The sequence below is a fragment of the Enterobacter sp. BIDMC 26 genome, assembly GCF_000534435.1.
In the GTDB taxonomy this organism is placed as follows: domain Bacteria; phylum Pseudomonadota; class Gammaproteobacteria; order Enterobacterales; family Enterobacteriaceae; genus Enterobacter; species Enterobacter ludwigii.
The window spans coordinates 660565-684408 of the sequence record NZ_KI973182.1; the positions used below are offsets into that span (position 1 = coordinate 660565).

General features: G+C 56.3%; 20 protein-coding genes. 8 read left to right on the forward strand and 12 right to left on the reverse strand.

The features are described 5' to 3' along the window. The first annotated feature begins 52 nt into the window (after nucleotides 1–52). On the forward strand, nucleotides 53–1882 hold the full coding sequence (locus L462_RS20115) for a chitinase (RefSeq protein ID WP_032677781.1): 1830 nt from the start codon (nucleotides 53–55) through the stop codon (nucleotides 1880–1882). A 62-nt stretch (nucleotides 1883–1944) separates the two neighbouring features. On the opposite strand, the gene L462_RS20110 is transcribed toward L462_RS20115, so the two are convergent. From L462_RS20110 to poxB, 4 genes are all read right to left on the reverse strand, one after another. Then, on the reverse strand, nucleotides 1945–2958 hold the full coding sequence (locus L462_RS20110) for an NAD-dependent epimerase/dehydratase family protein (RefSeq protein WP_020884845.1): 1014 nt from the start codon (nucleotides 2956–2958) through the stop codon (nucleotides 1945–1947). An 89-nt stretch (nucleotides 2959–3047) separates the two neighbouring features. After that, nucleotides 3048–4487: an SDR family oxidoreductase gene (locus L462_RS20105; RefSeq protein ID WP_032677782.1), complete on the reverse strand. Its 1440-nt coding sequence runs from the start codon at nucleotides 4485–4487 to the stop codon at nucleotides 3048–3050. A gap of 10 nt (nucleotides 4488–4497) precedes the next feature. Next, a complete protein-coding gene (ltaE, locus tag L462_RS20100) occupies nucleotides 4498–5499 on the reverse strand; it encodes a low-specificity L-threonine aldolase (RefSeq protein ID WP_020884843.1) in 1002 nt (333 codons plus the stop codon). 38 nt (nucleotides 5500–5537) lie between these two features. Continuing rightward, nucleotides 5538–7256: a ubiquinone-dependent pyruvate dehydrogenase gene (gene poxB / locus L462_RS20095; RefSeq protein ID WP_014169348.1), complete on the reverse strand. Its 1719-nt coding sequence runs from the start codon at nucleotides 7254–7256 to the stop codon at nucleotides 5538–5540. Between the two features lie 151 nt (nucleotides 7257–7407). Here poxB and L462_RS20090 point away from each other — a divergent pair, with 151 nt between their 5' ends. Beyond that, nucleotides 7408–7842, forward strand: a complete 435-nt coding sequence (locus tag L462_RS20090) for a DoxX family protein (protein ID WP_032677784.1) — start codon at nucleotides 7408–7410, stop codon at nucleotides 7840–7842. 45 nt (nucleotides 7843–7887) lie between these two features. Here L462_RS20090 and hcr read toward each other — a convergent pair whose 3' ends face one another. From hcr to aqpZ, 4 genes are all read right to left on the reverse strand, one after another. Then, nucleotides 7888–8856 (reverse strand): NADH oxidoreductase, encoded by a 969-nt coding sequence (gene hcr, locus L462_RS20085; protein WP_014169350.1) that lies wholly within the window; start codon nucleotides 8854–8856, stop codon nucleotides 7888–7890. 10 nt (nucleotides 8857–8866) lie between these two features. Next, complete coding sequence (hcp, locus tag L462_RS20080) at nucleotides 8867–10519, reverse strand: hydroxylamine reductase (RefSeq protein ID WP_032677785.1); 1653 nt, start codon at nucleotides 10517–10519, stop codon at nucleotides 8867–8869. 144 nt (nucleotides 10520–10663) lie between these two features. After that, entirely contained in the window at nucleotides 10664–11563 is a 900-nt protein-coding gene (locus tag L462_RS20075) for a LysO family transporter (RefSeq protein ID WP_020884841.1), read from the reverse strand. A 166-nt stretch (nucleotides 11564–11729) separates the two neighbouring features. Next, entirely contained in the window at nucleotides 11730–12425 is a 696-nt protein-coding gene (aqpZ, locus tag L462_RS20070) for an aquaporin Z (protein ID WP_025204573.1), read from the reverse strand. A gap of 289 nt (nucleotides 12426–12714) precedes the next feature. On the opposite strand from aqpZ, the gene L462_RS20065 reads away from it, so the two are divergent. Beyond that, on the forward strand, nucleotides 12715–14373 hold the full coding sequence (locus L462_RS20065) for an ATP-dependent endonuclease (RefSeq protein WP_014169354.1): 1659 nt from the start codon (nucleotides 12715–12717) through the stop codon (nucleotides 14371–14373). Here the strand turns inward: L462_RS20065 and L462_RS20060 are convergent. Continuing rightward, complete coding sequence (locus L462_RS20060; protein WP_032677786.1) at nucleotides 14370–15326, reverse strand: VirK/YbjX family protein; 957 nt, start codon at nucleotides 15324–15326, stop codon at nucleotides 14370–14372. The two genes, L462_RS20065 and L462_RS20060, sit on opposite strands and share 4 nt — an antisense overlap. Before the next feature lie 159 nt (nucleotides 15327–15485). Here L462_RS20060 and macA point away from each other — a divergent pair, with 159 nt between their 5' ends. Both macA and macB read left to right on the forward strand, forming a co-directional pair. Next, the gene (gene macA, locus L462_RS20055; protein WP_032677787.1) at nucleotides 15486–16601 is read left to right on the forward strand and encodes a macrolide transporter subunit MacA; all 1116 of its coding nucleotides are present in this window, start codon (nucleotides 15486–15488) and stop codon (nucleotides 16599–16601) included. Continuing rightward, a complete protein-coding gene (gene macB / locus L462_RS20050; RefSeq protein ID WP_032677788.1) occupies nucleotides 16598–18538 on the forward strand; it encodes a macrolide ABC transporter ATP-binding protein/permease MacB in 1941 nt (646 codons plus the stop codon). Before macA ends, macB begins: the two co-directional genes overlap by 4 nt. Before the next feature lie 70 nt (nucleotides 18539–18608). On the opposite strand, the gene cspD is transcribed toward macB, so the two are convergent. Further along, nucleotides 18609–18830 (reverse strand): cold shock-like protein CspD, encoded by a 222-nt coding sequence (cspD, locus tag L462_RS20045; protein ID WP_008499993.1) that lies wholly within the window; start codon nucleotides 18828–18830, stop codon nucleotides 18609–18611. A 267-nt stretch (nucleotides 18831–19097) separates the two neighbouring features. Here cspD and clpS point away from each other — a divergent pair, with 267 nt between their 5' ends. The 3 genes from clpS to L462_RS20030 all read left to right on the forward strand — a co-directional run bounded on the left by clpS (nucleotide 19098) and on the right by L462_RS20030 (nucleotide 22548). After that, nucleotides 19098–19418 carry an ATP-dependent Clp protease adapter ClpS gene (gene clpS, locus L462_RS20040; protein WP_006174393.1) on the forward strand — a complete coding sequence of 107 codons (321 nt, stop codon included), beginning with the start codon at nucleotides 19098–19100 and terminating at the stop codon, nucleotides 19416–19418. Between the two features lie 28 nt (nucleotides 19419–19446). Next, nucleotides 19447–21726, forward strand: coding sequence for an ATP-dependent Clp protease ATP-binding subunit ClpA (gene clpA / locus L462_RS20035; RefSeq protein ID WP_020884836.1), 2280 nt, complete (start codon nucleotides 19447–19449; stop codon nucleotides 21724–21726). A gap of 375 nt (nucleotides 21727–22101) precedes the next feature. Then, nucleotides 22102–22548, forward strand: coding sequence for a hypothetical protein (locus L462_RS20030; protein ID WP_032677789.1), 447 nt, complete (start codon nucleotides 22102–22104; stop codon nucleotides 22546–22548). Between the two features lie 70 nt (nucleotides 22549–22618). Here L462_RS20030 and infA read toward each other — a convergent pair whose 3' ends face one another. Beyond that, nucleotides 22619–22837, reverse strand: coding sequence for a translation initiation factor IF-1 (gene infA / locus L462_RS20025; RefSeq protein ID WP_002211347.1), 219 nt, complete (start codon nucleotides 22835–22837; stop codon nucleotides 22619–22621). Between the two features lie 284 nt (nucleotides 22838–23121). Next, a complete protein-coding gene (aat, locus tag L462_RS20020) occupies nucleotides 23122–23826 on the reverse strand; it encodes a leucyl/phenylalanyl-tRNA--protein transferase (RefSeq protein ID WP_020884834.1) in 705 nt (234 codons plus the stop codon). Nucleotides 23827–23844: the final 18 nt, after the last annotated feature.

Below are 23844 nucleotides of genomic sequence, written 5' to 3' on the forward strand. Positions count from 1 at the left end.
ACATAAACCGTGATTGCATTAACCCTTGTTGCTATATATAGGATGAGTTGAAATGACCAAAAGGACCTTACTGAGCGTGCTCGTTGCGGGTGCATGCATTGCGCCTTTCATGGCACAGGCTGCGACGCTGCAGGCAACCACCAGCGAGCCGTTCACCCTGAAAGCCAGCGATCTGGCGAAGAAAGAACAGGAACTGACTAACTTTCCACTGATGGCGTCGGTTAAAGACACCATTCGTACGCTGGATAATGCCCAGGTTGAGCTGATTGAGCCAGGCCGTGCAGCGAACCCGGATAACGTTAAACGCGTTGAAGGCATTGTGAAGGCCAGCGACTGGGAATACCTTTTCCCGATGCGAGCGCAGTCCTACACCTACAGTAACTTTCTGAAAGCGGTGGGCAAATTCCCGGCGCTGTGTAAGACCTACAACGACGGCCGTGACAGCGACGCCATCTGCCGTAAAGAGCTGGCCACCATGTTTGCCCACTTCGCACAGGAAACCGGTGGCCACGAAAGCTGGCGTCCGGAAGCCGAATGGCATCAGGCGCTGGTTCACGTTCGCGAAATGGGCTGGACCGAAGGGCAGAAAGGTGGTTACAACGGCGAATGTAATCCTGATATCTGGCAGGGACAAACCTGGCCGTGCGGCAAAGACAAAGACGGCGATTTCGTGAGTTACTTTGGCCGTGGGGCTAAACAGCTGTCTTATAACTACAACTACGGTCCGTTCTCTGAAGCGATGTTCGGCACTGTCCGCACGCTGCTCGACAAGCCGGAGCTGGTGGCTGACACCTGGCTGAACCTGGCAAGCGCCATCTTCTTCTTCGCCTACCCGCAGCCGCCGAAACCGAGCATGCTGCAGGTTATCGACGGCACTTGGCAGCCAAACGATCATGACAAAGCCAACGGCCTGGTTCCGGGCTTCGGCGTGACCACCCAGATCATTAACGGTGGCGTAGAGTGTGGCGGCCCGACTGAGATTGCCCAGTCTGAAAACCGTATCAAGTACTACAAAGAGTTTGCGAAGTACCTGAAAGTGCCTGTCCCGGCAAATGAAGTGCTCGGCTGTGCCAACATGAAGCAGTTCGATGAAGGCGGCTCCGGTGCGCTGAAGATTTACTGGGAGCAGGACTGGGGATGGAGTGCCGATACGCCAGACGGTAAAACGTATTCCTGCCAGCTGGTCGGTTATCAGACGCCGTTCAGCGCCTTTAAAGAGGGTGACTACACGAACTGCGTGAAGAAATTCTATAACGTCAACATCATCAACGATGACGGTTCCGCCGTGACGCCGGACGAGCATCCGGTCACTCCGGCACCGACGCCATCGGAAGATGAAACCCCGGCACCGGCACCGGTTCCGGACGAAACGCCGGCAGAACCGACCGTGGTGAACCACGCCCCGGTCGCGCAGATTGCGGGCCCAATCGGTGCGGTGGAAGCGGGCGCGCAGGTATCCCTGAGCGCAGAAGGATCCACTGACCAGGACGGCAATACGCTGACCTACACCTGGCGTTCACAGGATGGCCAGACGGTCACCGGTGAAGACAAGGCGGTGGTGACCTTTACCGCGCCCGAGTCTGCGACGGCTCAACAGTACGAAGTCAGCCTGACCGTGAGCGATGGCGAGCTGAGCAGCACCACCTCCTATCTGCTGAACGTTAAAGCGAAAGCCACGACGCCGTCTGAAAACGACGGTACCTCAGGTGCTTACGCCGCGTGGAGCGCCAACAGCAAGTACAAGGCAGGCGATATCGTGAATAACCACGGTAAACTGTTCCAGTGCAAACCGTTCCCGTACAGCGGCTGGTGTAACAATGCCCCGGCGTACTACGAGCCAGGCGCGGGTCTGGCGTGGTCAGACGCCTGGACGGCGCTGTAAAACAAAACGGCAACCTTCGGGTTGCCGTTTTCGTCTCTGTTCTCTGAGATGTGCGTGCTTAACTAGCGATGCAATTTACCGTGGTCACGCAGCCAGGCGGCAGTACGCACAATCCCTTCATCCAGGGAGACAATCGGCTTATACCCCAGTTCGTTCTCTGCGCGGGTGATATCCAGCGTAAAATCGAAGTTGAGCTTTGAGACACCGTAGTGCGTCAACGCAGGCTCTTTCGCCGATTTACTCCCAAGACGCTCCATACTGCGGGCAATCATATCCAGCATCGGGTAGGGCACGGAACGAATACGGCAGTCGATTTGCAACTCGTCAATCAACCTTTGCACGATGCTGCGCAGCGTGCAGGGCTCACCGTTGGTGATATTGTACGCACGACCGGAAATCAGGGTATCGCAGTCGGGCTGGCTTGCCAGCCACATGGCGTGGACCGCATTTTCGTAGTACGTCATATCCACCATCGCATCGCCACCGCGGGGCAGCAGCACGCTGCCGTAGTGGTGCATCATCTGCGCCAGACGCGGGATAAACACTTTGTCATGCGGGCCGAACAGGCTCTGAGGACGCAATACGGTAAAACGGGTGTGCGGGTTCGACTGCGCCAGCAGATCGATCACCTCTTCGCTGGCCGCTTTACTGCGGGCAAACTCACAGGCAAAGCGCGCCGGGCGAAAATCTTCCTGCACGTCGCGGTGATGGTGATAGTCGAAATAGAGAGACGGGGAGGAGATATGAATAAAGTTACGCACGCCCCAGGCCACGGCCCATTCACCCAGACGACGGGTGGCACGCACGTTGGCGAGGTCAAAAGCTTCCTGGGTACCCCACGGGGAGGTAAAACTGGAGCAGTGCCACAGCGTATCGATACCGGCCAGCATCACCTTGGCCTGAGAGGAGACCAGCTCCGTCAGGTCGGCATGGACAAACTCTGCGCCCATTTTTTGCAGCAGTTTACCCATCGCTTCGTTGCGACCGGTGGCCCTGACGCTGATGCCTTTGTTGCGCAGAAACTCGACCGCATTTCGGCCTAAGCCGCTGGTCGCCCCGGTAACCAGTACCTTCATATCAATCCACTGTGTTGAAAAAGAATTTCGTGCGCATTCTTTCGTGAATTACGGCGGGTTGCAATGGGAAAGGTGAAAGAATAAGAGTTTTATTGAGTTATTTTCGTCTTTTGTTCTGCCAGCTGCGCGATACGTTTCGCCATTCCGCGAAAGATAAACAGGTGAGCGGGGATCATTAACAACCAGTAGAAAAGCCCCGGCATACCGTGCGGGTGCCACCATGCACGAACGTCCAGTTCACGATGGTCGCCTTTGTCTTTTAGCGTAAAGCACAACCGTCCCAGACCGGGCGCTTTCATGCCAAACAGCAGCGCCAGCTGTTTTTCGGGCTCGACGATAATTACCTTCCAGCTGTCAACCGTATCGCCTACCGCAAGATACGGGTGCGCAGGACGGCCTTTCGCCAGCCTGTGTCCTACCAGCAGATCCAGTGCGCCACGGGTTTGCCAGAGGATATTGCCGAAGAAATAGCGTTCTTTGCCGCCAATCTGATTCACCACCTCCCACAGGTCTGCCAGAGTTGCCGGGGTGTTCACCGTGCAGCCCGCCTGTTTAGGAAAGTAACCGTACTCAGGCCGCCAGCGGGCAAACGCCTGGGCGTCGTAGCCCCAGTCGCTGGAGTTCATCAGCTGTTCCTCTTCCTTGAGCGTATTGCGTACCGCATCATCGAAACGGATCAGCGTCTGGGGGATCAGCGCACGCAACGCGCGATCGTCGGCCAGCAGATCGTGTTTGAGCCCCTGGATCAGCGCTTTTGCGGTCGTCGGCGGCACGGACGTAATGACGTTTAAAAACCACACCGAGATCCAGCGGGTAGGGAAGGGAATGGGGATCAGCCAGCGTCGGCGGCCGCTGACACGCATAAAATGTTCGAACTGTTGCTGGTAGCTCAGCACTTCCGGGCCGGCAGCCTCAAGCACACGGTGTTGCTCAGCCGGATGGTCCAGCAGGGCCACCAGATAATGGCGTAAATTTTCCAGCGCAATCGGCGTGGTGCGCGATCGCACCCAGCGCGGCGGGGTAAGCACCGGCAGGTTGTACACCATGTCGCGCATCACTTCGAACGCGGCGGAGCCGGCCCCGACGATGATCCCCGCCCGCAGTTCGGTGACGGGAATATTGGCGCCGCGCAGGGTTTCAGCCGTGAGCTGACGGGCGCGAAGATGATCGGACTGCTCGTTAGCAGGCGCCTGCAGCGAGCTTAAAAAAATCACCTGCTTCACCGGTGTGCGCAACAGCGCGTCGCGAACGTTCATCGCCACCTGACGCTCGTGGGCGATAAAATCGCCCCCTTCGCCCATGCTGTGAACAAGGTAGTAAAGCGTGTCGACCCCTTCCAGTAACGCCGGCAGCGTCGTGGGCCAGTTGAGATCGACGTTGTGACAGGTCACCCCGGGCAGGTGCAGTTTTTGCAGACGCTCCGTGTTGCGTGCCACGGCCAGCACCTGGTGTCCCTGCTGACTTAACGCAGTGGTGAGATGCTGACCGATATACCCACTGGCACCGAGTACCAGAATACGTTGCGGCACGCTCTGCTCCTTAGCGCTGTAAAAACGCCTGCCAGTGTTTCACCACGTCTGCCAGCTGCTGACGATTAACGTCTAAGTGCATAACCAGGCGTACCACCGGCGAGGCGTTGATCAACACGCCACGGGCTTTCATAAACTCACCCAGCGCGGCAGCGTGCTCTTCGCCCACGCGAATGAAGAGCATGTTGGTATCGTGGCGCATAACGTCTGCACCAATCTCGCGTAGCTGTGCGGCCATCCACGCGGCGTTTTCATGGTCGTCTTTCAGGCGGGCCACGTTGTTTTTCAGGGCGTACAGTCCGGCTGCCGCCAGAATACCGGCCTGGCGCATCCCGCCGCCGGTCATCTTACGCCAGCGGACCGCGCGTTTGATGTAGTCCGCATTGCCCACCAGCAGCGAGCCAACGGGCGTCCCCAGCCCTTTAGACAGGCAAATAGTGAACGAATCGCAATACTGCGCGATGTCTTTCAGCTCGCAGCCATACTCCACCACGGCGTTAAAGATGCGCGCGCCATCCACGTGCAGCCCGAGTTTGCGCTCGCGGGTGAATTCCCACGCTGCTTTCAGGTACTCGCGCGGCAGCACTTTGCCGTTGTGGGTGTTTTCCAGACTGAGCAGCCTGGTGCGGGCGAAATGTACATCATCGACTTTGATTTTCGCCGCGACCTTGTCGAGCGGCAGGGTGCCGTCCGGGGCAGCATCAATCGGCTGAGGCTGAATGCTGCCCAGTACCGCCGCACCGCCTGCTTCGTACAGGTAATTATGCGCACCCTGACCGGCAATATACTCTTCACCGCGTTCGCAGTGGCTGAGCAACGCCACCAGGTTGGCCTGGGTGCCGGATGGCAGAAACAGGGCGGCCTCTTTACCGCTTAGCTCGGCGGCATAACGCTGCAGCGCATTCACCGTTGGATCGTCACCGTAGACGTCGTCCCCGACCGGGGCGGCCATCATCTCTTCGAGCATGGCGCGACCCGGACGGGTAACGGTATCACTGCGTAAATCAATCATTTCACATCCCTTTAATTTAAGAGGTTATGTGAAATGTTTTACCTGAGCCAGTTGGTTTTTGCCAGTTCGATTACCTCATCACCGCGTCCGCTGATGATGGCGCGCAGCATATAGAGGCTGAATCCTTTGGCCTGCTCGAGTTTAATCTGCGGTGGGATCGCCAGCTCTTCTTTCGCCACCACCACATCCACCAGTACCGGACCGTCGATGGAGAAGGCGCGCTGCAGGGCTTCATCGACTTCTGAGGCTTTCTCTACGCGAATACCCGTGATGCCGCAGGCTTCAGCGATGCGCGCGAAGTTGGTGTCGTGTAGCTCGGTGCCGTCCGTCAGATAGCCACCTGCCTTCATCTCCATCGCCACAAAGCCCAGCACGCTGTTGTTAAAGACCACGATTTTCAGCGGGAGCTTCATCTGCACAACCGACAGGAAATCGCCCATCAGCATGCTGAACCCGCCGTCGCCGCACATCGCCACCACCTGACGCTCTGGTGCGGTGGCCTTGGCCCCCAGCGCCTGCGGCATGGCGTTGGCCATCGAACCGTGGTTGAACGACCCCAGCAGACGGCGTTTGCCGTTCATCTTCAGATAGCGTGCCGCCCAGACGGTCGGGGTGCCCACGTCGCAGGTAAAAATGGCATCGTCGTCCGCGAAATGGCTAATTTGCTGCGCCAGATACTGGGGATGAATGGCTTTGTCGCTCGGTTTGGCAAGATCGTCCAGTCCTTTGCGTGCATCGCGGTAATCACTGAGGGCTTTGTCGAGGAACTTCCGGTCGGTTTTTTCTTCCACCAGCGGCAGCAGGGCGGCGAGGGTGGATTTGATGTCCCCTACCAGCGCCATATCGACTTTGCTGTGGGCACCAATACTGCCCGGGTTAATATCAATCTGAATGATTTTGGCATCCGTCGGGTAAAACGCGCGGTACGGGAACTGGGTGCCGAGCAGGATCAGCGTGTCGGCATTCATCATGGTGTGGAAACCGCTGGAAAAACCGATCAGTCCGGTCATGCCCACGTCATACGGATTGTCATATTCGACATGCTCTTTGCCGCGCAGGGCGTGAACAATCGGGGATTTTAACTTGCCGGCAAATTCCACCAGCTCTTTGTGCGCGCCCGCACAGCCACTGCCGCACATCAGGGCGATATTGCTGGAGTAACGCAGCAGCTGCGCGAGCTTTTTGAGCTCTTCTTCAGCCGGCGTGATGACAGGCTGTGGGGCGTGATACCAGTGCGAACTGGCACCTTCAGGCGCGGCCTTCAGCGCCACGTCACCGGGAATAACGACCACCGAAACACCGCGGTTAAGCACGGCTTTGCGCATTGCAATGGCCAGAACCTGAGGGATCTGTTCTGGTGAGGAAACTAATTCGCAATAGTGGCTGCATTCACGGAACAGCTCCTGAGGATGCGTCTCCTGAAAATAGCCGCTGCCGATTTCGGAAGAAGGGATGTGAGCGGCAATCGCCAGGACCGGTACGTGATTGCGGTGGCAGTCAAACAGGCCGTTGATCAAGTGAAGGTTGCCCGGTCCGCACGATCCGGCGCAGACGGCCAGTTCACCCGTTACCTGCGCTTCCGCCCCAGCCGCGAAGGCGGCAACCTCTTCATGACGGGTTGGCATCCATTCAATGGTCTTCATCTTATTGAGGCTATCGCTCAGCCCGTTCAGGGAGTCGCCGGTTACGCCCCAGATGCGCTTTACGCCTGCCTGCTCGAGGGTTTTTGCTATGTATGCAGCCACGGTTTGTTTCATGGGTGTCCATCTCCTTTAAGTGATATCGCTTACAAGCTTAGAAGAAAGTCACTGTATTGCCGCGCTTTCCCCCTTATTAAAAGGTGCTTTTCACCCGCAATGATTCGGCATAATCTGGTCATCACACAGATGAAAACAGGAATCATTTCAAATGGTTAAATCATTGTTAATTGCTGTTAATGAAAAGCTATCGTGCGACGATGCCGGCAAACTCTTGTTACGACTTGCCGTCGGTGGGCTGATGCTTTTTCACGGTTTACACAAGTTATTGGGTGGCGTGGGGTTCATCAGCGGCATGCTGGTGGAAAAAGGATTACCGGGGTTTATCGCCTACGGCGTGCTCATTGGCGAAGTGGTGGCACCTGTCCTGATTATCGTGGGGCTTTTTACGCGCCCGGCGGCACTGGTGCTGGCGTTTACCATGATTGTGGCGTGGCTGATGGTCGGGACGGGGGAAACCTTTGCGCTGGACGCGGTAGGTGCCTGGGCGATTGAGAGCCTGGTGTACTTCTTTATCGGTGCGCTGGCGGTAGCATGTTTAGGCGCTGGGCGTTTTGCGTTGGGGAAAGCGCCGGTCTGGCGGTAGGCGTACTAACCGGGGGTAAACGCGAGCGCTTACCCCCGTCATTCGCTACGCCAGCACAAGATCGCCCTGTGGATGACACGAGCACGCCAGCACGTATCCGTCGGCGATTTCTGCCTCGGTCAGCGTCATGGTGCTCGTCACGGTGTACTCACCGGAGACCACTTTGGTCTTGCAGCAGCCACACACGCCAGCACGGCATGCTGCCACCACCGGCACATTGTTGCTTTCCAGCGCGTCCAGTAGCGTGGTGCCGACCCGGCCAAAGAAGGTCTGAGCAGGCTGCAGTCTGGTGAACGTAATTCCGCTGGTTGCCGCTTCCGCCACCGGGGTGAAGAACTGCTCTTTGAAGAAGCGGGTCACGCCCAGCGCTTTCACGTCCTGCTCAACGATATCCATATACGGCGCCGGCCCACAGGTCATCACGGTACGATCCGCGAGATCCGGGACGCTTTGCAGCAGTTCACGGCTCAGACGTCCGGCGACAAAACCGTGGGTTGCGTTATGTTCCGCCACCAGCGTCACCGGATAGTTACGCCACTCTTCGGCAAAGATCACATCTTCCGGCGAGCGCACGCTGAAGATCACCTGAACATCAGCCTGCGGACGGTTTTTCGCCAGCCAGCGACGCATTGACATGATCGGCGTGACGCCGCACCCGGCGGCCAGCAGCAGGAATTTATCTTCCGCTTTATCGTCACAGGTGAAATCCCCGTGTGCGTCCGACAGCCAGAGGTAATCCCCGCGCTTCACGTCCCGGGTCAGCCACTGCGAGCCTGCGCCATCATCGATACGGCGGATAGTGAGCGTGATGTACTCGCTCACGCCCGGCGTTGAGGAGATCGTGTAGGCGCGCAGCGTGTCCGCTGAGTTGCGGACACTGACCAGCGCATACTGACCTGCACGGTACGGATAGTAGTCATGGCACAGCAGGGACAGCGTCCACACATCCGGCGTCTCCTGATGGATGTGATGAACCTGCATCCGCCACGGACATTGTGAGGTTGGCATGGTCATGAATAACTCCTTACGCGCTCAGCAGCTGCTGCATATCTTCTTCTACGGTGGTCACGGAACGCAGACCAAACTTCTCGTTCAGCACGGCCAGCAGATCCGGTGTCAGGAAGCCGGGTGCGGTGGGGCCGGTCACAATGTTGGTCACACCGAGAGAGAGCAGGGTCAGCAGGATGACAATCGCTTTCTGTTCAAACCAGGAGAGCACCAGCGACAGCGGCAGATCGTTGACGCCGCAGCCCAGTTTTTCCGCCAGCGTGACGGCCAGAATGATGGCAGAGTAGGCGTCGTTACACTGACCCGCATCGACCAGACGTGGCAAACCTTCAATGTTGCCGAAGTCCAGCTTGTTGAAACGGTATTTACCGCACGCCAGCGTCAGGATCAGGCAATCTTCCGGTACGCTGGTGGCGAAATCGGTGAAGTAGTTACGCTCACCGCGCGCGCCGTCACAGCCGCCAATCAGGAAGATATGGCGCAGTTTTTCACGGCTCACGAGGTCAATCAGTGAATCCGCGGCACCGAGCAGGGTTTCGCGACCAAAGCCGACGGTGATCAGATGTTCGATTTCGCTGTACGGGAAGCCACCCATCTGCTGCGCCTGGGCGATGACCGGGCCGAAATCATCCCCTTCCAGGTGGCTCACACCCGGCCAGCCAACGATGCTTCGGGTCCAGATGCGGTCGTCATACGCGCCAACGGTGGGGTCGATGATGCAGTTAGAGGTCATCACGATGGGACCCGGGAAACGGGCGAACTCAACCTGCTGGTTCTGCCAGCCGCTACCGTAGTTCCCGACCAGGTGTTTAAATTTACGCAGTTCCGGGTAGCCGTGTGCGGGCAGCATTTCGCCGTGGGTATAGACGTTAACGCCCGTGCCTTCGGTCTGCTTCAGCAGGTTATAGAGGTCTTTCAGGTCATGGCCGGAGATCAGGATGCACTTGCCTTCGGTCGCTTTAACGTTAACCTGCGTCGGCGTCGGGTGGCCGTAGGTGCGGGTTTCACCGGCATCCAGAATACGCATCACGTTGAAGTTCATCTGGCCGATTTCCATTGAACATTCGAGCAGCGGATTCATCTCGGCAGGCCAGGTACCCAACCACGCCATGATTTTGTGGTACTGAGCATAGATAGCGTTATCGTACTGGCCCAGAACGTGCGCGTGTTCCATATAGGCCGCGGCCCCTTTCAGGCCGTACAGGCAGAGCAGACGCAGGCCGAGAATGTTCTCGCCAATCGCCGCTTTGTCTTTGTTGGGGGTGAATTCTGCTGCCTGACGCTGCAGCTCGCCCAGGTCATCGCTCACCAGCTGCAGGTCTGCCATTGGGTTTTCTACCCGCGCGTTGGCATCGGCGCTCAGGCACTGCGCTTTCAGCGCTTCACGCAATGCAATTGCTTCGCGGGCATAGCCGACGATGCGCGGGGAATCAAAGTTAACGTTAGTCAGCGTGGAGAAAAAGGCGCGTGGGGCGAAACTGTCTACATAGTGGTCAATAATGCCATATTCGCGGGCCTTGAAGGCCCATGCGGAAAGGCCTTGCAGGGCGGCAATCAGCAGATCCTGCAGGTCTGATGTTTCTGCGGTTTTGCCGCACATACCTTGCGCATAAGAGCAGCCATTGCCTGCCGGGGTACGGATGGTTTGTTCACATTGCACACAAAACATAATCACACCTGTTAAAGTTATATTTGATATACATGTTTGAGATTATGCTTGTGACTGAACGGTGAAAAGGGCTTTCTTCTACAAAATAGAGGGAGATTGATTTAGCGCAATTTTGGCGGCAGAAAGCCTACCGCCAGAGGAGTATCAGGCGGAGAAAAACGCCATCAGAACGGGAACCAGCAGGCTCAAAATAAAGCCGTGTACGATGGCGGCAGGCACCATCTCCAGCCCACCTGAACGCTGCAGAACCGGCAGGGTAAAGTCCATCGACGTGGCGCCACACAGACCCAGTGCGGTCGAGCGACTGCGGCGCACCAGGCCCGGGATCAGCATAATGGCAATTAATTCTCGCGCCAGGTCGTTAAAGAAGGCGGCGCTCCCGATGACCGGACCGAACGATTCAGTCAGCAGAATACCGGAAAGGGAATACCAGCCAAATCCGGAGGCCATTGCCAGACCGGTTTTTAACGGCAGGCCGAGGATAAAAGCGTTAATCACGCCCGCCACCAGTGAGCTAATGACGACGATAACCGCGACGATCATTCCACGGCGATTAAGGACAATCTGTTTCAACGTCATGCCATTATTTCGCAGCTGAATACCGATAAGGAACAGCAGGAAAATGAGGGTATATTCACTGGCTTCCGTCGCGTGCTGTAAAAAATTCCATCCGCTTAACCCAAGAACAAAACCCAGCACCACGACGCCGCATAATTTTAAAGATTCCAGCGCCATTGCAATTCGTGACGGCAGTTTTTCCTGATGGTGGTGATTTTTCCACGGAATAGTGCGCTCAAGCCAGAAAAGTGCGGCAATATTGCACAGCAAAATAACGGCGCAGGTGACGACAGAATAATGCAGGATCGCCAGCAGATTGGTGGCCAGATTATCCAGAAACGCCAGGCTTATCCCCATAAAGAAAAGAATGACGTAGACAATCCAGCTCAGAAAACGGTTGATAAGCCGTAACGCGGATTCGCGATGCAGCGGGATAAGGTAGCCCACAATCAGAGGCAGCAGAATGATGAGGAGTCCTGAAAACATGAACAACGGGTCCTTGTGAGTATCTGTTAAGCGCCAGAGACACTACCCAATAAACGTTGTCAGGTAAAGGAGCAACAAAAAAGCCGGGTGGCAGCAACGCCTGACCCGGCCTGAGTGTTGTCATGCAGGTCGGGTAAGCGTAAGTGCTACCCGACTGCACACGCAATTAATCGCGTTTTTCCAGCAGGGTGCGATACAGCACGCCGCCCAGAATACCGCCGATGATTGGCATTACCCAGAACAGCCACAGCTGCTCAAGCGCCCAGCCGCCCTGGAAAATAGCGACGGCAGTACTGCGCGCCGGGTTTACGGAGGTGTTGGTGACCGGAATAGAGATCAGGTGGATAAGCGTCAGCGCCAGACCAATGGCAATAGGTGCAAAGCCCGCCGGGGCGTGTTTGTCGGTTGCGCCGTGGATCACCAGCAGGAAGCCTGCGGTCAGCACAATTTCAATCACGATGGCAGAGAGCATGGAGTAACCGCCAGGGGAGTGTTCGCCGAAACCGTTTGAGGCGAAGCCGCTTGCGGCGGCGTCAAAGCCGGCTTTACCGCTGGCAATAACGTACAGAACCGCTGCAGCAATAATCCCGCCAACAACCTGGGCCACAATATAACCAATGACTTCTTTAGCAGGGAAACGACCGCCCGCCCATAAACCTAATGTCACCGCCGGGTTAAAATGACCACCGGAAATATGACCCACGGCAAACGCCATGGTTAATACGGTTAAACCGAATGCCAGCGCAACGCCGACAAAACCAATACCTAATTCCGGAAATGCTGCTGCCAGAACGGCGCTACCGCAGCCACCAAACACCAGCCAGAATGTACCAAAGCATTCTGCTGCTAATTTTCTAAACATAACCACCTCAATAATAAACTTCACACGCGTTCCTGCGTGCGGGATATCGTCAAAAAAGGGATGACGACTCAAAGAGCCATTATTTTAAAAACAAAAACATCCCTTCGCCACTAAAATTAATTCGGTTAATTTGATTTATGGCAACGTGATGTCATTCCTTGTTCAAATCGACGGTAAATAGAGCATAGACCAATTCTCTACAGCACGAAGGTTGTGCTGTCGTGTCAAAGTTCCTGCCGCTATACTGCTGATAACTTAAAGGAAAAAGTGATCATCTCGCGGGGGATTTATGCTTCTCGAACGTGTGGAAATTGTTGGGTTCCGCGGTATTAACCGCCTGTCGCTGCAGCTTGAGCAGAACAACGTCCTGATCGGTGAGAACGCGTGGGGTAAGTCCAGCCTTCTGGATGCGCTGACGCTGCTGCTTTCGCCCGAAGACGATCTGTATCACTTTGCCCATGATGATTTCTGGTTTCCTCCCGGCGATGTGAATGGCCGCGAAAAACACCTGCACATTATTCTGACGTTCCGCGAATCCGAGCCGGGGCGTCACCGCGTGCGTCGCTTCCGGCCGTTATCACCCTGCTGGGTCCCGTGCGACGACGGTTTCCACCGGATTTTCTACCGGCTGGAAGGTGAGATGGCAGAAAACGAGGGCGTATTAACCCTGCGTGATTTCCTCGATGAGAAAGCCAACCCCATTCCGCTGGATGACATCGACGACCTGGCTCGCCACCTGATTCGCCTGATGCCGGTGTTGCGCCTGCGTGATGCGCGTTTTATGCGGCGGATCCGCAACGGCACTGTACCAAATATGCCGGAAGTGGAAGTGACCGCCCGCGAGCTGGATTTCCTGGCGCGAGAGCTGGTGGCGCGTCCGCAAAATCTGACCGATGGTCAAATCCGCCAGGGGTTGTCGGCAATGGTACAACTGCTGGAACACTATTTTTCCGAGCAGGGGACGTCGGAGTCGCGCCATCGTCTGATGCGCCGCCGCTCTCACGATGAACAACGCAGCTGGCGTTACCTCGATATCATAAACCGGATGATTGACAGGCCCGGTGGCCGTACCCATCGGGTGATTTTGCTGGGGCTGTTTTCGACGCTTCTGCAGGCCAAGGGCACCGTTCGTCTCGACCGTGACGCCCGGCCGCTGCTGCTGGTGGAAGACCCGGAAACGCGCCTGCACCCGATCATGCTCTCGGTGGCGTGGCACCTGTTGAATCTGCTGCCGCTGCAGCGCGTGACCACCACCAATTCCGGCGAGTTATTGTCCCTGACCCCGGTTGAGCACGTCTGCCGTCTGGTACGTGAGTCTTCCCGCGTCACCGCCTATCGCCTCGGGCCGGGCGGGATGAACGCGGAAGAGGGACGTCGTATCTCGTTCCACATCCGCTTTAATCGTGCGTCGTCGCTGTTCGCCCGCTGCTGGCTGCTGGTTGAGGGAGAAACGGAAACCTGGGTTATCAACGAACTGGCGCGTCAGTGCGGCCACCATTTTGATGCCGAAGGTATCAAGGTCATCGAATTTGCCCAGTCGGGGATCAAGCCGCTGATCAAATTCGCCCGGCGGATGGGCATTGAATGGCATGTGCTGGTGGATGGTGACGAGGCGGGGAAAAAATATGCCGCGACCGTGCGTGGCCTGCTAAATAATGAGCGCGAAGAAGAGCGCGACCACTTAACCATGCTGCCGGCCATGGACATGGAGCACTTTATGTACCGTCAGGGGTTCGACGACGTGTTCCACCGGATTGCGATGGTGCCGGTGGATGTGCCAATGAACATGCGGCGCGTGATTGCCAAAGCCATCCACCGCTCTTCAAAACCTGATTTAGCGATTGAGGTGGCGACGGAAGCGGGGAGACGTGGCGTGGAGTCCGTGCCGACACTGCTGCGCAAGATGTTCTCCCGCGTGCTGTGGCTGGCACGCGGGAAAGCGGATTAAGCGCGGGTCGCCTGCGTGACGTGTTGCGTCAGGCTGTCCAGTAGCGCATAGCGGCGGCGGTACTCAGCGCGCTTTTTGCTCGCAATCTCTTCCATCGGCTTACGGGGCATGGCGAGCGGCAGCATGAAGTGGCCGTTATCCTGTTTTTGCCCACCGAGGGAGAGCCAGAAGCTGTCATAATCGGCCAGCAGTTTTCCCTCTTTTTTCTTGCGGTAACGCCAGCTGCGGTAGATATGCGTGGCGTTACTCACCGCGACAATATGCTCAACCGGGAAAGCTGCGCCAAGCGTCATTGCCGTTTCAACCAGCAGGCGTTTCGGGAACAGGCCGTGACACGCTTTGGTCGCCCCCTGGATCAGTTCATGTGGAACATGTGCTTTTGCCCCCTGCAGGCCGCCAATGAACAGCGTTGTTTTTCCTTCAAACGGGCACAGCGTGAAGGTCATTTCCGCCAGCACGGTATTCTGATGGTTACAAAAGACGAGGGTGGCTTCACCCTCTTTATCCATGAAGGCGTCGGCGCACAGGCGCACAGTAAACTGCTGTTCGTCTTTTCCGGTCAGGGTCAGCAGGGTTGCCCCCTGCGGTGAAAGGTAACCCTTGACCAGCGTTGCCGGAAGCTGGCGCGTCATTGTCTGGTAGTGCCAGGTCAGCGATTCCAGCGCCTGTCGGCGATCCATGTCCACCGTTAACCACGGGCGGTGCAGGCGGCACGGCAGCCCCGGCTGCACCTGCAACATTTGCATCAGGCGCGGCTGCTTTGCCAGCGCTGACAGCAGACGCGTGGTGCTGAACGGTGTCATCAGCGAACGGAGCATGAATTTACGTCGATAAGCGGGGTTTTGCCATGCCAGCCCCGGAGTGATCTTCCCGAAGGCCAGATTATTGAAGAGCTGCCAGCCGGATTTAGGCTGGGGCTGATGAGAAAAAAGTGTATCGACGATGGAAGACATGTTAGATCCTGCTTCTGAAGGAAGGGCTCTATTTCAGCAGGCGAAATTTCAATAACTCATCAACAAATTGAGGCGATTTCGGTGCGCGGGGGTTTCGTTGAGGAGTCGTTTAGATAGAATCAACGTTTATAATTGCCAGAACATTTATTTGGAATATTTATGAACCTCAAGGGAAAACGCAGAACGTGGTTTCTGCTGCTGGCGGTAATTGTTATCGGGGGAGGGTTCTGGCTATGGCAGATCCTGAATGCCCCTGTACCACAGTATCAAACACTGATTGTCCGTCCGGGCGAGCTGCAGCAAAACGTGCTGGCGACGGGAAAACTGGATGCCCTGCGCAAGGTTGACGTGGGTGCACAGGTAAGCGGTCAGTTGAAAACGCTGTCGGTTGAGATTGGCGACAAGGTGAAAAAAGGCCAGCTGCTGGGCGTTATCGATCCTGAGCAGGCGCAAAACCAGATCCGTGAGGTGGAAGCCACGCTCATGGAACTGCGTGCCCAGCGTGCACAGGCGGAGGCTGAGCGCAACCTGGCCCAGGTAACGTTAACGCGTCAGCAGGCGCTGGCCAAAACGCAGGCCATCTCGAAACAAGATTTAGACACGGCCGCCACCGAGCTGGCGGTTAAGCAGGCGCAGATCGGGACTATCGATGCGCAGATCAAGCGCAACCAGGCCTCGCTGGATACGGCCAAAACCAACCTCGACTATACGCAGATTGTGGCGCCCATGGCCGGGGAAGTGACTCAAATTACCACGCTGCAGGGGCAAACGGTGATTGCGGCGCAGCAGGCGCCCAACATTCTGACCCTGGCGGACATGAGCACCATGCTGGTGAAAGCCCAGGTCTCAGAGGCGGATGTTATTCATCTGAAGCCGGGGCAGAAAGCCTGGTTTACCGTCCTCGGCGATCCTCAGACGCGCTATGAAGGCGCGCTAAAAGACATTCTGCCGACGCCGGAAAAAGTGAACGATGCCATCTTCTACTATGCGCGCTTCGAGGTACCTAACCCGCAGGGCGTGTTGCGTCTGGACATGACCGCACAGGTGCACATTCAGCTTACCGGCGTGAAAAATGTGCTCACCATTCCTCTCTCTGCGCTGGGTGAATCCACCGGCGAGAGCCGCTATAAAGTGAAAGTGCTGCGCAACGGCGAAACGCGTGAGCGAGAAGTGGTCATTGGTGCACGTAATGACACCGACGTGGTGGTGGTCAAAGGGCTGGAAGAGGGTGAGGAGGTTGTCACCAGCGAAAGCCTGCCCGGAGCCGCTAAATGACGGCGTTGCTTGAGCTGAATGACATTCGTCGTAGCTATCCGTCGGGCGATGGCCCGGTTGAGGTGCTGAAGGGGATCACCCTGCGCGTCGAAGCGGGCGAGATGGTGGCGATTGTCGGTGCGTCCGGCTCCGGTAAATCGACGCTGATGAATATTCTCGGCTGTCTGGACAGACCCACCAGCGGCACCTATCGGGTGGCCGGAATGGATGTTTCCACGCTGGACGGTGACGCGCTGGCAAAACTGCGGCGGGAACATTTCGGTTTTATCTTCCAGCGTTACCATCTGCTCTCTCACCTGACGGCGGCGCAGAACGTCGAAGTGCCGGCGGTCTATGCCGGCGTCGAGCGGAAAAAACGCCTTGAGCGCGCCCAGATGCTGCTGACGCGTCTGGGGCTGGCGGAACGGGTGGAGTACCAGCCCTCGCAGCTTTCCGGCGGCCAGCAGCAGCGTGTCAGTATCGCACGCGCGCTGATGAACGGCGGTCAGGTGATCCTCGCAGATGAACCGACCGGGGCGCTCGACAGCCATTCGGGTGAAGAGGTGATGGCGATCCTTCACCAGCTTCGCGATCAGGGGCATACGGTCATCATCGTTACCCACGATCCGCAGGTGGCTGCACAGGCCGAGCGCATCATTGAGATCCGCGACGGAGAGCTGGTCAGCAACCCGCCGGCGCGACACGCCCGGGCGGCGGCGCCGAAAGAAGTCCTGCCGGCGTCAACCGGCTGGGGACAATTTTCCAGCGGGTTTCGTGAGGCGCTGACCATGGCCTGGCTGGCGATGGCCGCCAACAAAATGCGCACCCTGTTGACCATGCTGGGCATCATCATTGGTATCGCCTCGGTGGTGTCGATTGTGGTCGTGGGCGACGCGGCCAAACAGCTGGTGCTGGCGGATATTCGGGCCATCGGGACCAACACCATTGATGTCTATCCCGGCAAAGATTTTGGCGATGACGAGCCGCAGTATCAGCAGTCGCTGAAGTACGACGATCTGGCGGCTATCCAGAAGCAGCCGTGGGTAAATTCGGCCACGCCGGCGGTCTCGCAAAACCTCCGTCTGCGGGTAGGCAATGTTGACGTTGCTGCCAGCGCCAACGGTGTCAGCGGCGATTACTTTAACGTCTATGGCATGACCTTCAGCGAAGGTGCCACCTTCAATGCCGAGCAGTTAGCGGGCCGGGCGCAGGTGGTGGTGCTTGACGCCAACTCGCGCCGGCAGCTCTTCCCCAATAAAACCAACGTGGTGGGCGAGGTTATCCTTGTCGGAAACATGCCTGCGACGGTGATTGGCGTGGCGGAAGAGAAACAGTCGATGTTTGGCAGCAGCAAGATCCTGCGCGTCTGGCTGCCCTATACCACCATCTCCGGACGGATTATGGGGCAGTCCTGGCTGAACTCCATCACCGTTCGCGTGAAGGAGGGCTACGACAGCGCGCAGGCCGAGCAACAGCTGGAACGGCTGCTGACGTTGCGTCACGGGAAGAAAGATTTCTTCACCTGGAACATGGACGGTCTCTTGAAAACGGCGGAAAAGACCACACGTACTCTTCAGCTGTTCCTGACGCTGGTGGCGGTGATCTCGCTGGTGGTTGGCGGTATCGGGGTGATGAATATCATGCTGGTATCGGTCACGGAACGTACCCGGGAGATTGGCATCCGCATGGCAGTCGGTGCCAGAGCCAGCGATGTGCTGCAGCAATTTTTGATTGAAGCGGTGCTGGTGTGTCTGGTGGGCGGCGCGATGGGCATTGCGCTGTCGATGATGATCGCGTTTGCTCTGCAGCTTTTTTTACCCGGCTGGGAGATTGGTTTCTCGCCGGTGGCCATTCTTACCGCATTTTTGTGTTCGACTTTTACCGGCATTTTGTTTGGCTGGCTGCCTGCCCGCAATGCGGCGCGTCTGGATCCTGTGGATGCGTTGGCTCGCGAATAGGCTGAAAATAAAAATGCCAGCCGATCGGGCTGGCATTTTGACGGCGGGATGTACACAATAAAACAGAGAGCTATGCGACCGTTTCTGCTTCAATGGGTACGATCAGGCTTGCATGATTGCCTTTGGGTCCCTGGTGTACATCGAACCGGACGGACTGCCCGGCTTTGAGCGTTCTGTAACCATCCATCTGAATGGTGGAATAGTGAGCGAAGATATCCTCGCCGCCGCCTTCGGGGCAGATGAAGCCAAACCCTTTGGCGTTGTTGAACCACTTAACAGTACCCATTTCCATGCTTCGACATCCTTCGTAAATCTTATAAGTTAAGATGGAATGAACCGGTGGTGGAGTGGGGGCTGTTCAAAACCTCGCCATCTCACGCTTGTACAATTTAGAGAAACGAAAGAAGTCGTCAAGCGTTTGGCGCTTGAGATGGGACAATAATCAACCAAAGTTTGAAGCAGTTAACGCTATTGCAACAGTTTGTGACAGACATCGCGGATGACAGTAATAGATGATTGTTATCTAACATCTGAGGTAGATTCAAAGTGGTTATGCAAAATGGGTAAGACCAACGACTGGCTGGATTTTGACCAGCTGGCGGAAGATAAAGTGCGTGACGCGCTAAAACCGCCATCTATGTATAAAGTTATGTTAATGAACGATGATTACACGCCGATGGAATTTGTTATTGACGTGCTACAAAAGTTCTTTTCTTATGATGTAGAACGTGCAACGCAACTGATGCTTACCGTTCATTATCGTGGCAAAGCTATCTGCGGCATCTTTACCGCCGAAGTGGCGGAGACCAAAGTCGCGATGGTGAACGATTATGCGAGGGAGAACGAGCATCCGTTGCTGTGTACGCTGGAAAAGGCCTGATAAGGCATAAAATTTGGGGGAGGTGCCTATGCTCAATCAAGAACTGGAACTCAGTTTAAATATGGCTTTCGCCAGAGCGCGTGAGCACCGACATGAGTTTATGACCGTCGAGCATTTACTGCTCGCACTGCTTAGCAACCCATCTGCCCGCGAAGCGCTGGAAGCCTGCTCCGTGGATCTGGTGGCGCTACGTCAGGAACTCGAAGCCTTCATCGAACAAACCACACCGGTGCTGCCAGCCAGTGAAGAAGAGCGCGACACGCAGCCGACGCTCAGCTTCCAGCGCGTGTTGCAGCGTGCGGTATTCCACGTCCAGTCTTCCGGACGTAGCGAAGTGACGGGCGCAAATGTGCTGGTCGCCATCTTCAGCGAGCAGGAGTCACAGGCTGCCTACCTGCTGCGCAAACACGAAGTCAGCCGACTCGACGTGGTTAACTTTATCTCTCACGGAACGCGTAAAGACGAGCCGAACCAGGCATCGGATTCCAGCAATCAGGTCAATAACAATGAAGAGCAAGCAGGCGGGGAGGATCGTATGGAAAACTTCACCACCAATCTCAACCAGCTTGCTCGCGTTGGCGGTATCGACCCGCTGATTGGTCGCGATAAAGAGCTGGAGCGCGCGATCCAGGTATTGTGCCGTCGCCGCAAGAACAACCCACTGCTGGTGGGTGAATCTGGCGTCGGTAAAACCGCGATTGCCGAAGGTCTCGCCTGGCGTATTGTGCAGGGCGACGTACCGGAAGTGATTGCCGATTGCACTATTTACTCGCTGGACATTGGCTCGCTGCTGGCGGGCACTAAATACCGCGGCGATTTTGAAAAACGCTTTAAGGCGCTTTTGAAACAGCTTGAGCAGGACACCAACAGCATTCTGTTTATCGATGAGATCCACACCATCATCGGTGCCGGTGCGGCCTCGGGTGGCCAGGTGGATGCCGCTAACCTGATCAAACCGCTGCTCTCCAGCGGTAAGATCCGCGTGATTGGCTCTACAACGTATCAGGAGTTCAGCAACATTTTTGAGAAAGATCGTGCCCTGGCGCGTCGTTTCCAGAAAATCGATGTGACTGAACCTTCTGTTGAAGAAACCGTGCAGATCATCAACGGTCTGAAACCGAAGTACGAAGCACACCACGATGTGCGTTATACCGCCAAAGCGGTACGTGCGGCGGTGGAGCTGGCGGTGAAATACATCAACGATCGTCATCTGCCGGATAAGGCCATTGACGTGATTGATGAGGCAGGGGCGCGTGCGCGTCTGATGCCGGCCAGCAAGCGTAAGAAAACCGTTAACGTGGCGGATATCGAGACCGTGGTGGCCCGTATCGCGCGTATCCCTGAGAAGAGCGTTTCTCAGAGCGACCGTGACACGCTGCGCACCCTTGGCAATCGCCTGAAAATGCTGGTCTTTGGGCAGGATAAAGCCATTGAGGCGTTAACCGAAGCCATCAAGATGGCCCGTGCCGGACTGGGGCATGAACATAAGCCTGTCGGTTCCTTCCTGTTCGCCGGTCCGACCGGTGTGGGGAAAACCGAGGTCACGGTTCAGCTCTCCAAAGCGCTGGGCATTGAGCTGCTGCGTTTTGATATGTCCGAGTACATGGAGCGTCACACCGTCAGCCGTTTGATTGGTGCGCCTCCGGGCTATGTGGGCTTTGACCAGGGCGGTCTGTTAACCGACGCGGTGATCAAGCATCCGCACGCGGTACTGCTGCTCGATGAAATCGAGAAAGCGCACCCGGACGTGTTCAACATCCTGCTGCAGGTGATGGACAACGGGACGCTGACCGATAACAACGGGCGCAAGGCGGACTTCCGCAACGTAGTGCTGGTAATGACCACCAACGCCGGTGTACGTGAAACGGAGCGTAAATCTATCGGTCTTATCCATCAGGATAACAGCACCGATGCGATGGAAGAGATCAAGAAGATCTTTACGCCGGAGTTCCGTAACCGTCTGGACAACATCATCTGGTTCGATCACCTCTCTACCGAGGTTATCCATCAGGTAGTGGATAAGTTCATCGTCGAGCTGCAGGTTCAGCTGGATCAGAAAGGCGTGTCGCTGGAAGTGAGCCAGGAGGCCCGCAACTGGCTGGCTGAGAAAGGCTACGACCGTGCGATGGGGGCCCGTCCAATGGCGCGTGTGATTCAGGACAACCTGAAGAAACCGCTGGCGAACGAGCTGCTGTTTGGCTTGCTGGTAGACGGCGGTCAGGTGACGGTCGCGCTGGACCAGGAGAAGAATGAGCTGACGTACGATTTCCAGAGTGCGCAGAAGCACAAGCCGGAAGCGGCTCACTAATTTCCAGCATTAGTCTTAAAAACCGGGCAATACACTGCCCGGTTTTTTTATGCCTGCTCACACCGAAACTTTGCGAGGCGCTTTCCATATTTTCATCTCACTCATTGCTGTATAAATTCACAGTCCTAGAATGGCGGCGCACCTGCAAAATCAGGTGTCAGGATTGGCGTCCTGAAAGTGTGTGAGCAGCACCATTGCTGCAGGCTTCGTTCGCCCTAAGGAAAAGGGTATAATTCTGCATCTGGCGGGCGAATCGGAAGCTTCTTTTGAAGCGCCAGTAGCACACACACTGGTACGCCAATTCCTTTTCGTCCGCCGCCAGCGAATCTGGCGTTTCCTGCGGTGGTAACTCAACGTGTGTGAAGGTATTACCCAATGAATACAGAAAACTGTTTCTCCCAGCTCTACAGCGAACTCTCCCTCAACCCCGATCTCCCGACCCTGGCCGGGCGCTGCATGCTGCTCACCGAAATTCTGCTGGACTGCAACGCCCACCCGCAAACGCAGCCCGTGTGCCGCTGTTTAGGCGCGTATCTGGAAGAAGTCAAAAGCGGACTCACAGAATCAATGCGTGATTTTCAGATAGTGGAATTTGAGGAGGACGCTGAACCACCGCGACAAAAAGCGTGGCTACTGGAAGATACCGAAACAAAGTGTGACTACTGCCGGGCAGTAAACCACGTGCTGCTGGTGTCCCATTTTGATCGGGATATGCTGCCGCACCTGACGGGATTGCTGCATGATATGGCGCATTCCATGGCCGGGGATTTAATCACGCCGGCGCAGCCCCGCATGACAATACATCTTCCTGCCCGGCATTAAACCGTTAAATAAAAAAGGCCGGGGTTAACCCGACCTTTATATATTCATCTGCCATTACAGGCGAAAACAATTAGCGACTACGGAAGACAATGCGGCCTTTGCTCAGGTCGTACGGGGTCAGTTCAACAGTCACTTTGTCGCCCGTTAAAATGCGGATATAGTTTTTGCGCATTTTACCGGAGATGTGCGCAGTTACCACGTGACCGTTTTCCAGCTCTACGCGAAACATGGTGTTAGGCAACGTATCAAGTACGGTACCCTGCATTTCAATATTGTCTTCTTTGGCCATCTAATCCTCTGGGGTATCACTACCAAGTTTTGAACCGGCAAGATAATGCCGAAATTCATCAATTAAGTAAAGAATTGCGCGTTTAAAACGCAGCAAAATAGTTTCGGCGCATTGCCCAAGCGTCACGGTACAACCGAACGGAAAGCGCATTCGTAAAGGGGATACAACAGGATAAACGTCAGGACGTTATCTGAAGCGGAGGACCCAAACGGCGGCGAGGCAACAGGCAGAACCTACTCTGCGGCATAATTATAACACCCTCACAAAAAATATGCGGAAAACATTTAGGCATTGGGCATAAAGAGCGTTCTTGGTACCCAGAAGTCTCGCGGCAGCTTCTCCTGACGGCAAACATCCAGATGTTCTATGTAGTGACGGCGGGGGATGTCAACCGCGCCGAGCGAGGCAGTATGCTCATTGAGGACCTGGCAATCCATCAGTTTTCCGCCGCGCTGGGCAAACTCCTGGCAGAAGATCAGCAGCGCGGTTTTCGAGGCATTCACGGCACGGGAGAACATCGATTCGCCGCAAAACAGCGTCCCCTGCGCAACGCCATACATCCCGCCGACGAGTTCACCGTCTTGCCAGACTTCAATGGAGTGCGCGAAACCCAGCTCATGCAGCTGGTGATAGGCGGTAATGATATCGCGGGTGATCCAGGTTCCTTCATGACGGTCTTCGGCACAGCCTTCAATGACCTGACCGAAGGCATGATTCAGGGTGACGCGGTAGGGTGATTTCGCATGGAAACGCTTCATGCTGCGGCTCAGGTGAAACTGCGCCGGCCACAGCACGGCACGGGGATCGGGCGACCACCATAAAATCGGGTCGCCGGGTGAAAACCACGGGAAAATGCCGCGCTGGTAAGCCATCAAAAGCCGCGCAGGACTGAGGTCGCCGCCAAGGGCCAGCAGCCCATTAGGTTCACGCAGCGCTCCCTCCGGCGAAGGGAACGCGATGTTATGACGAGAAAGCTGGACCAGGCGCATGACAGCAGAACTCCAATA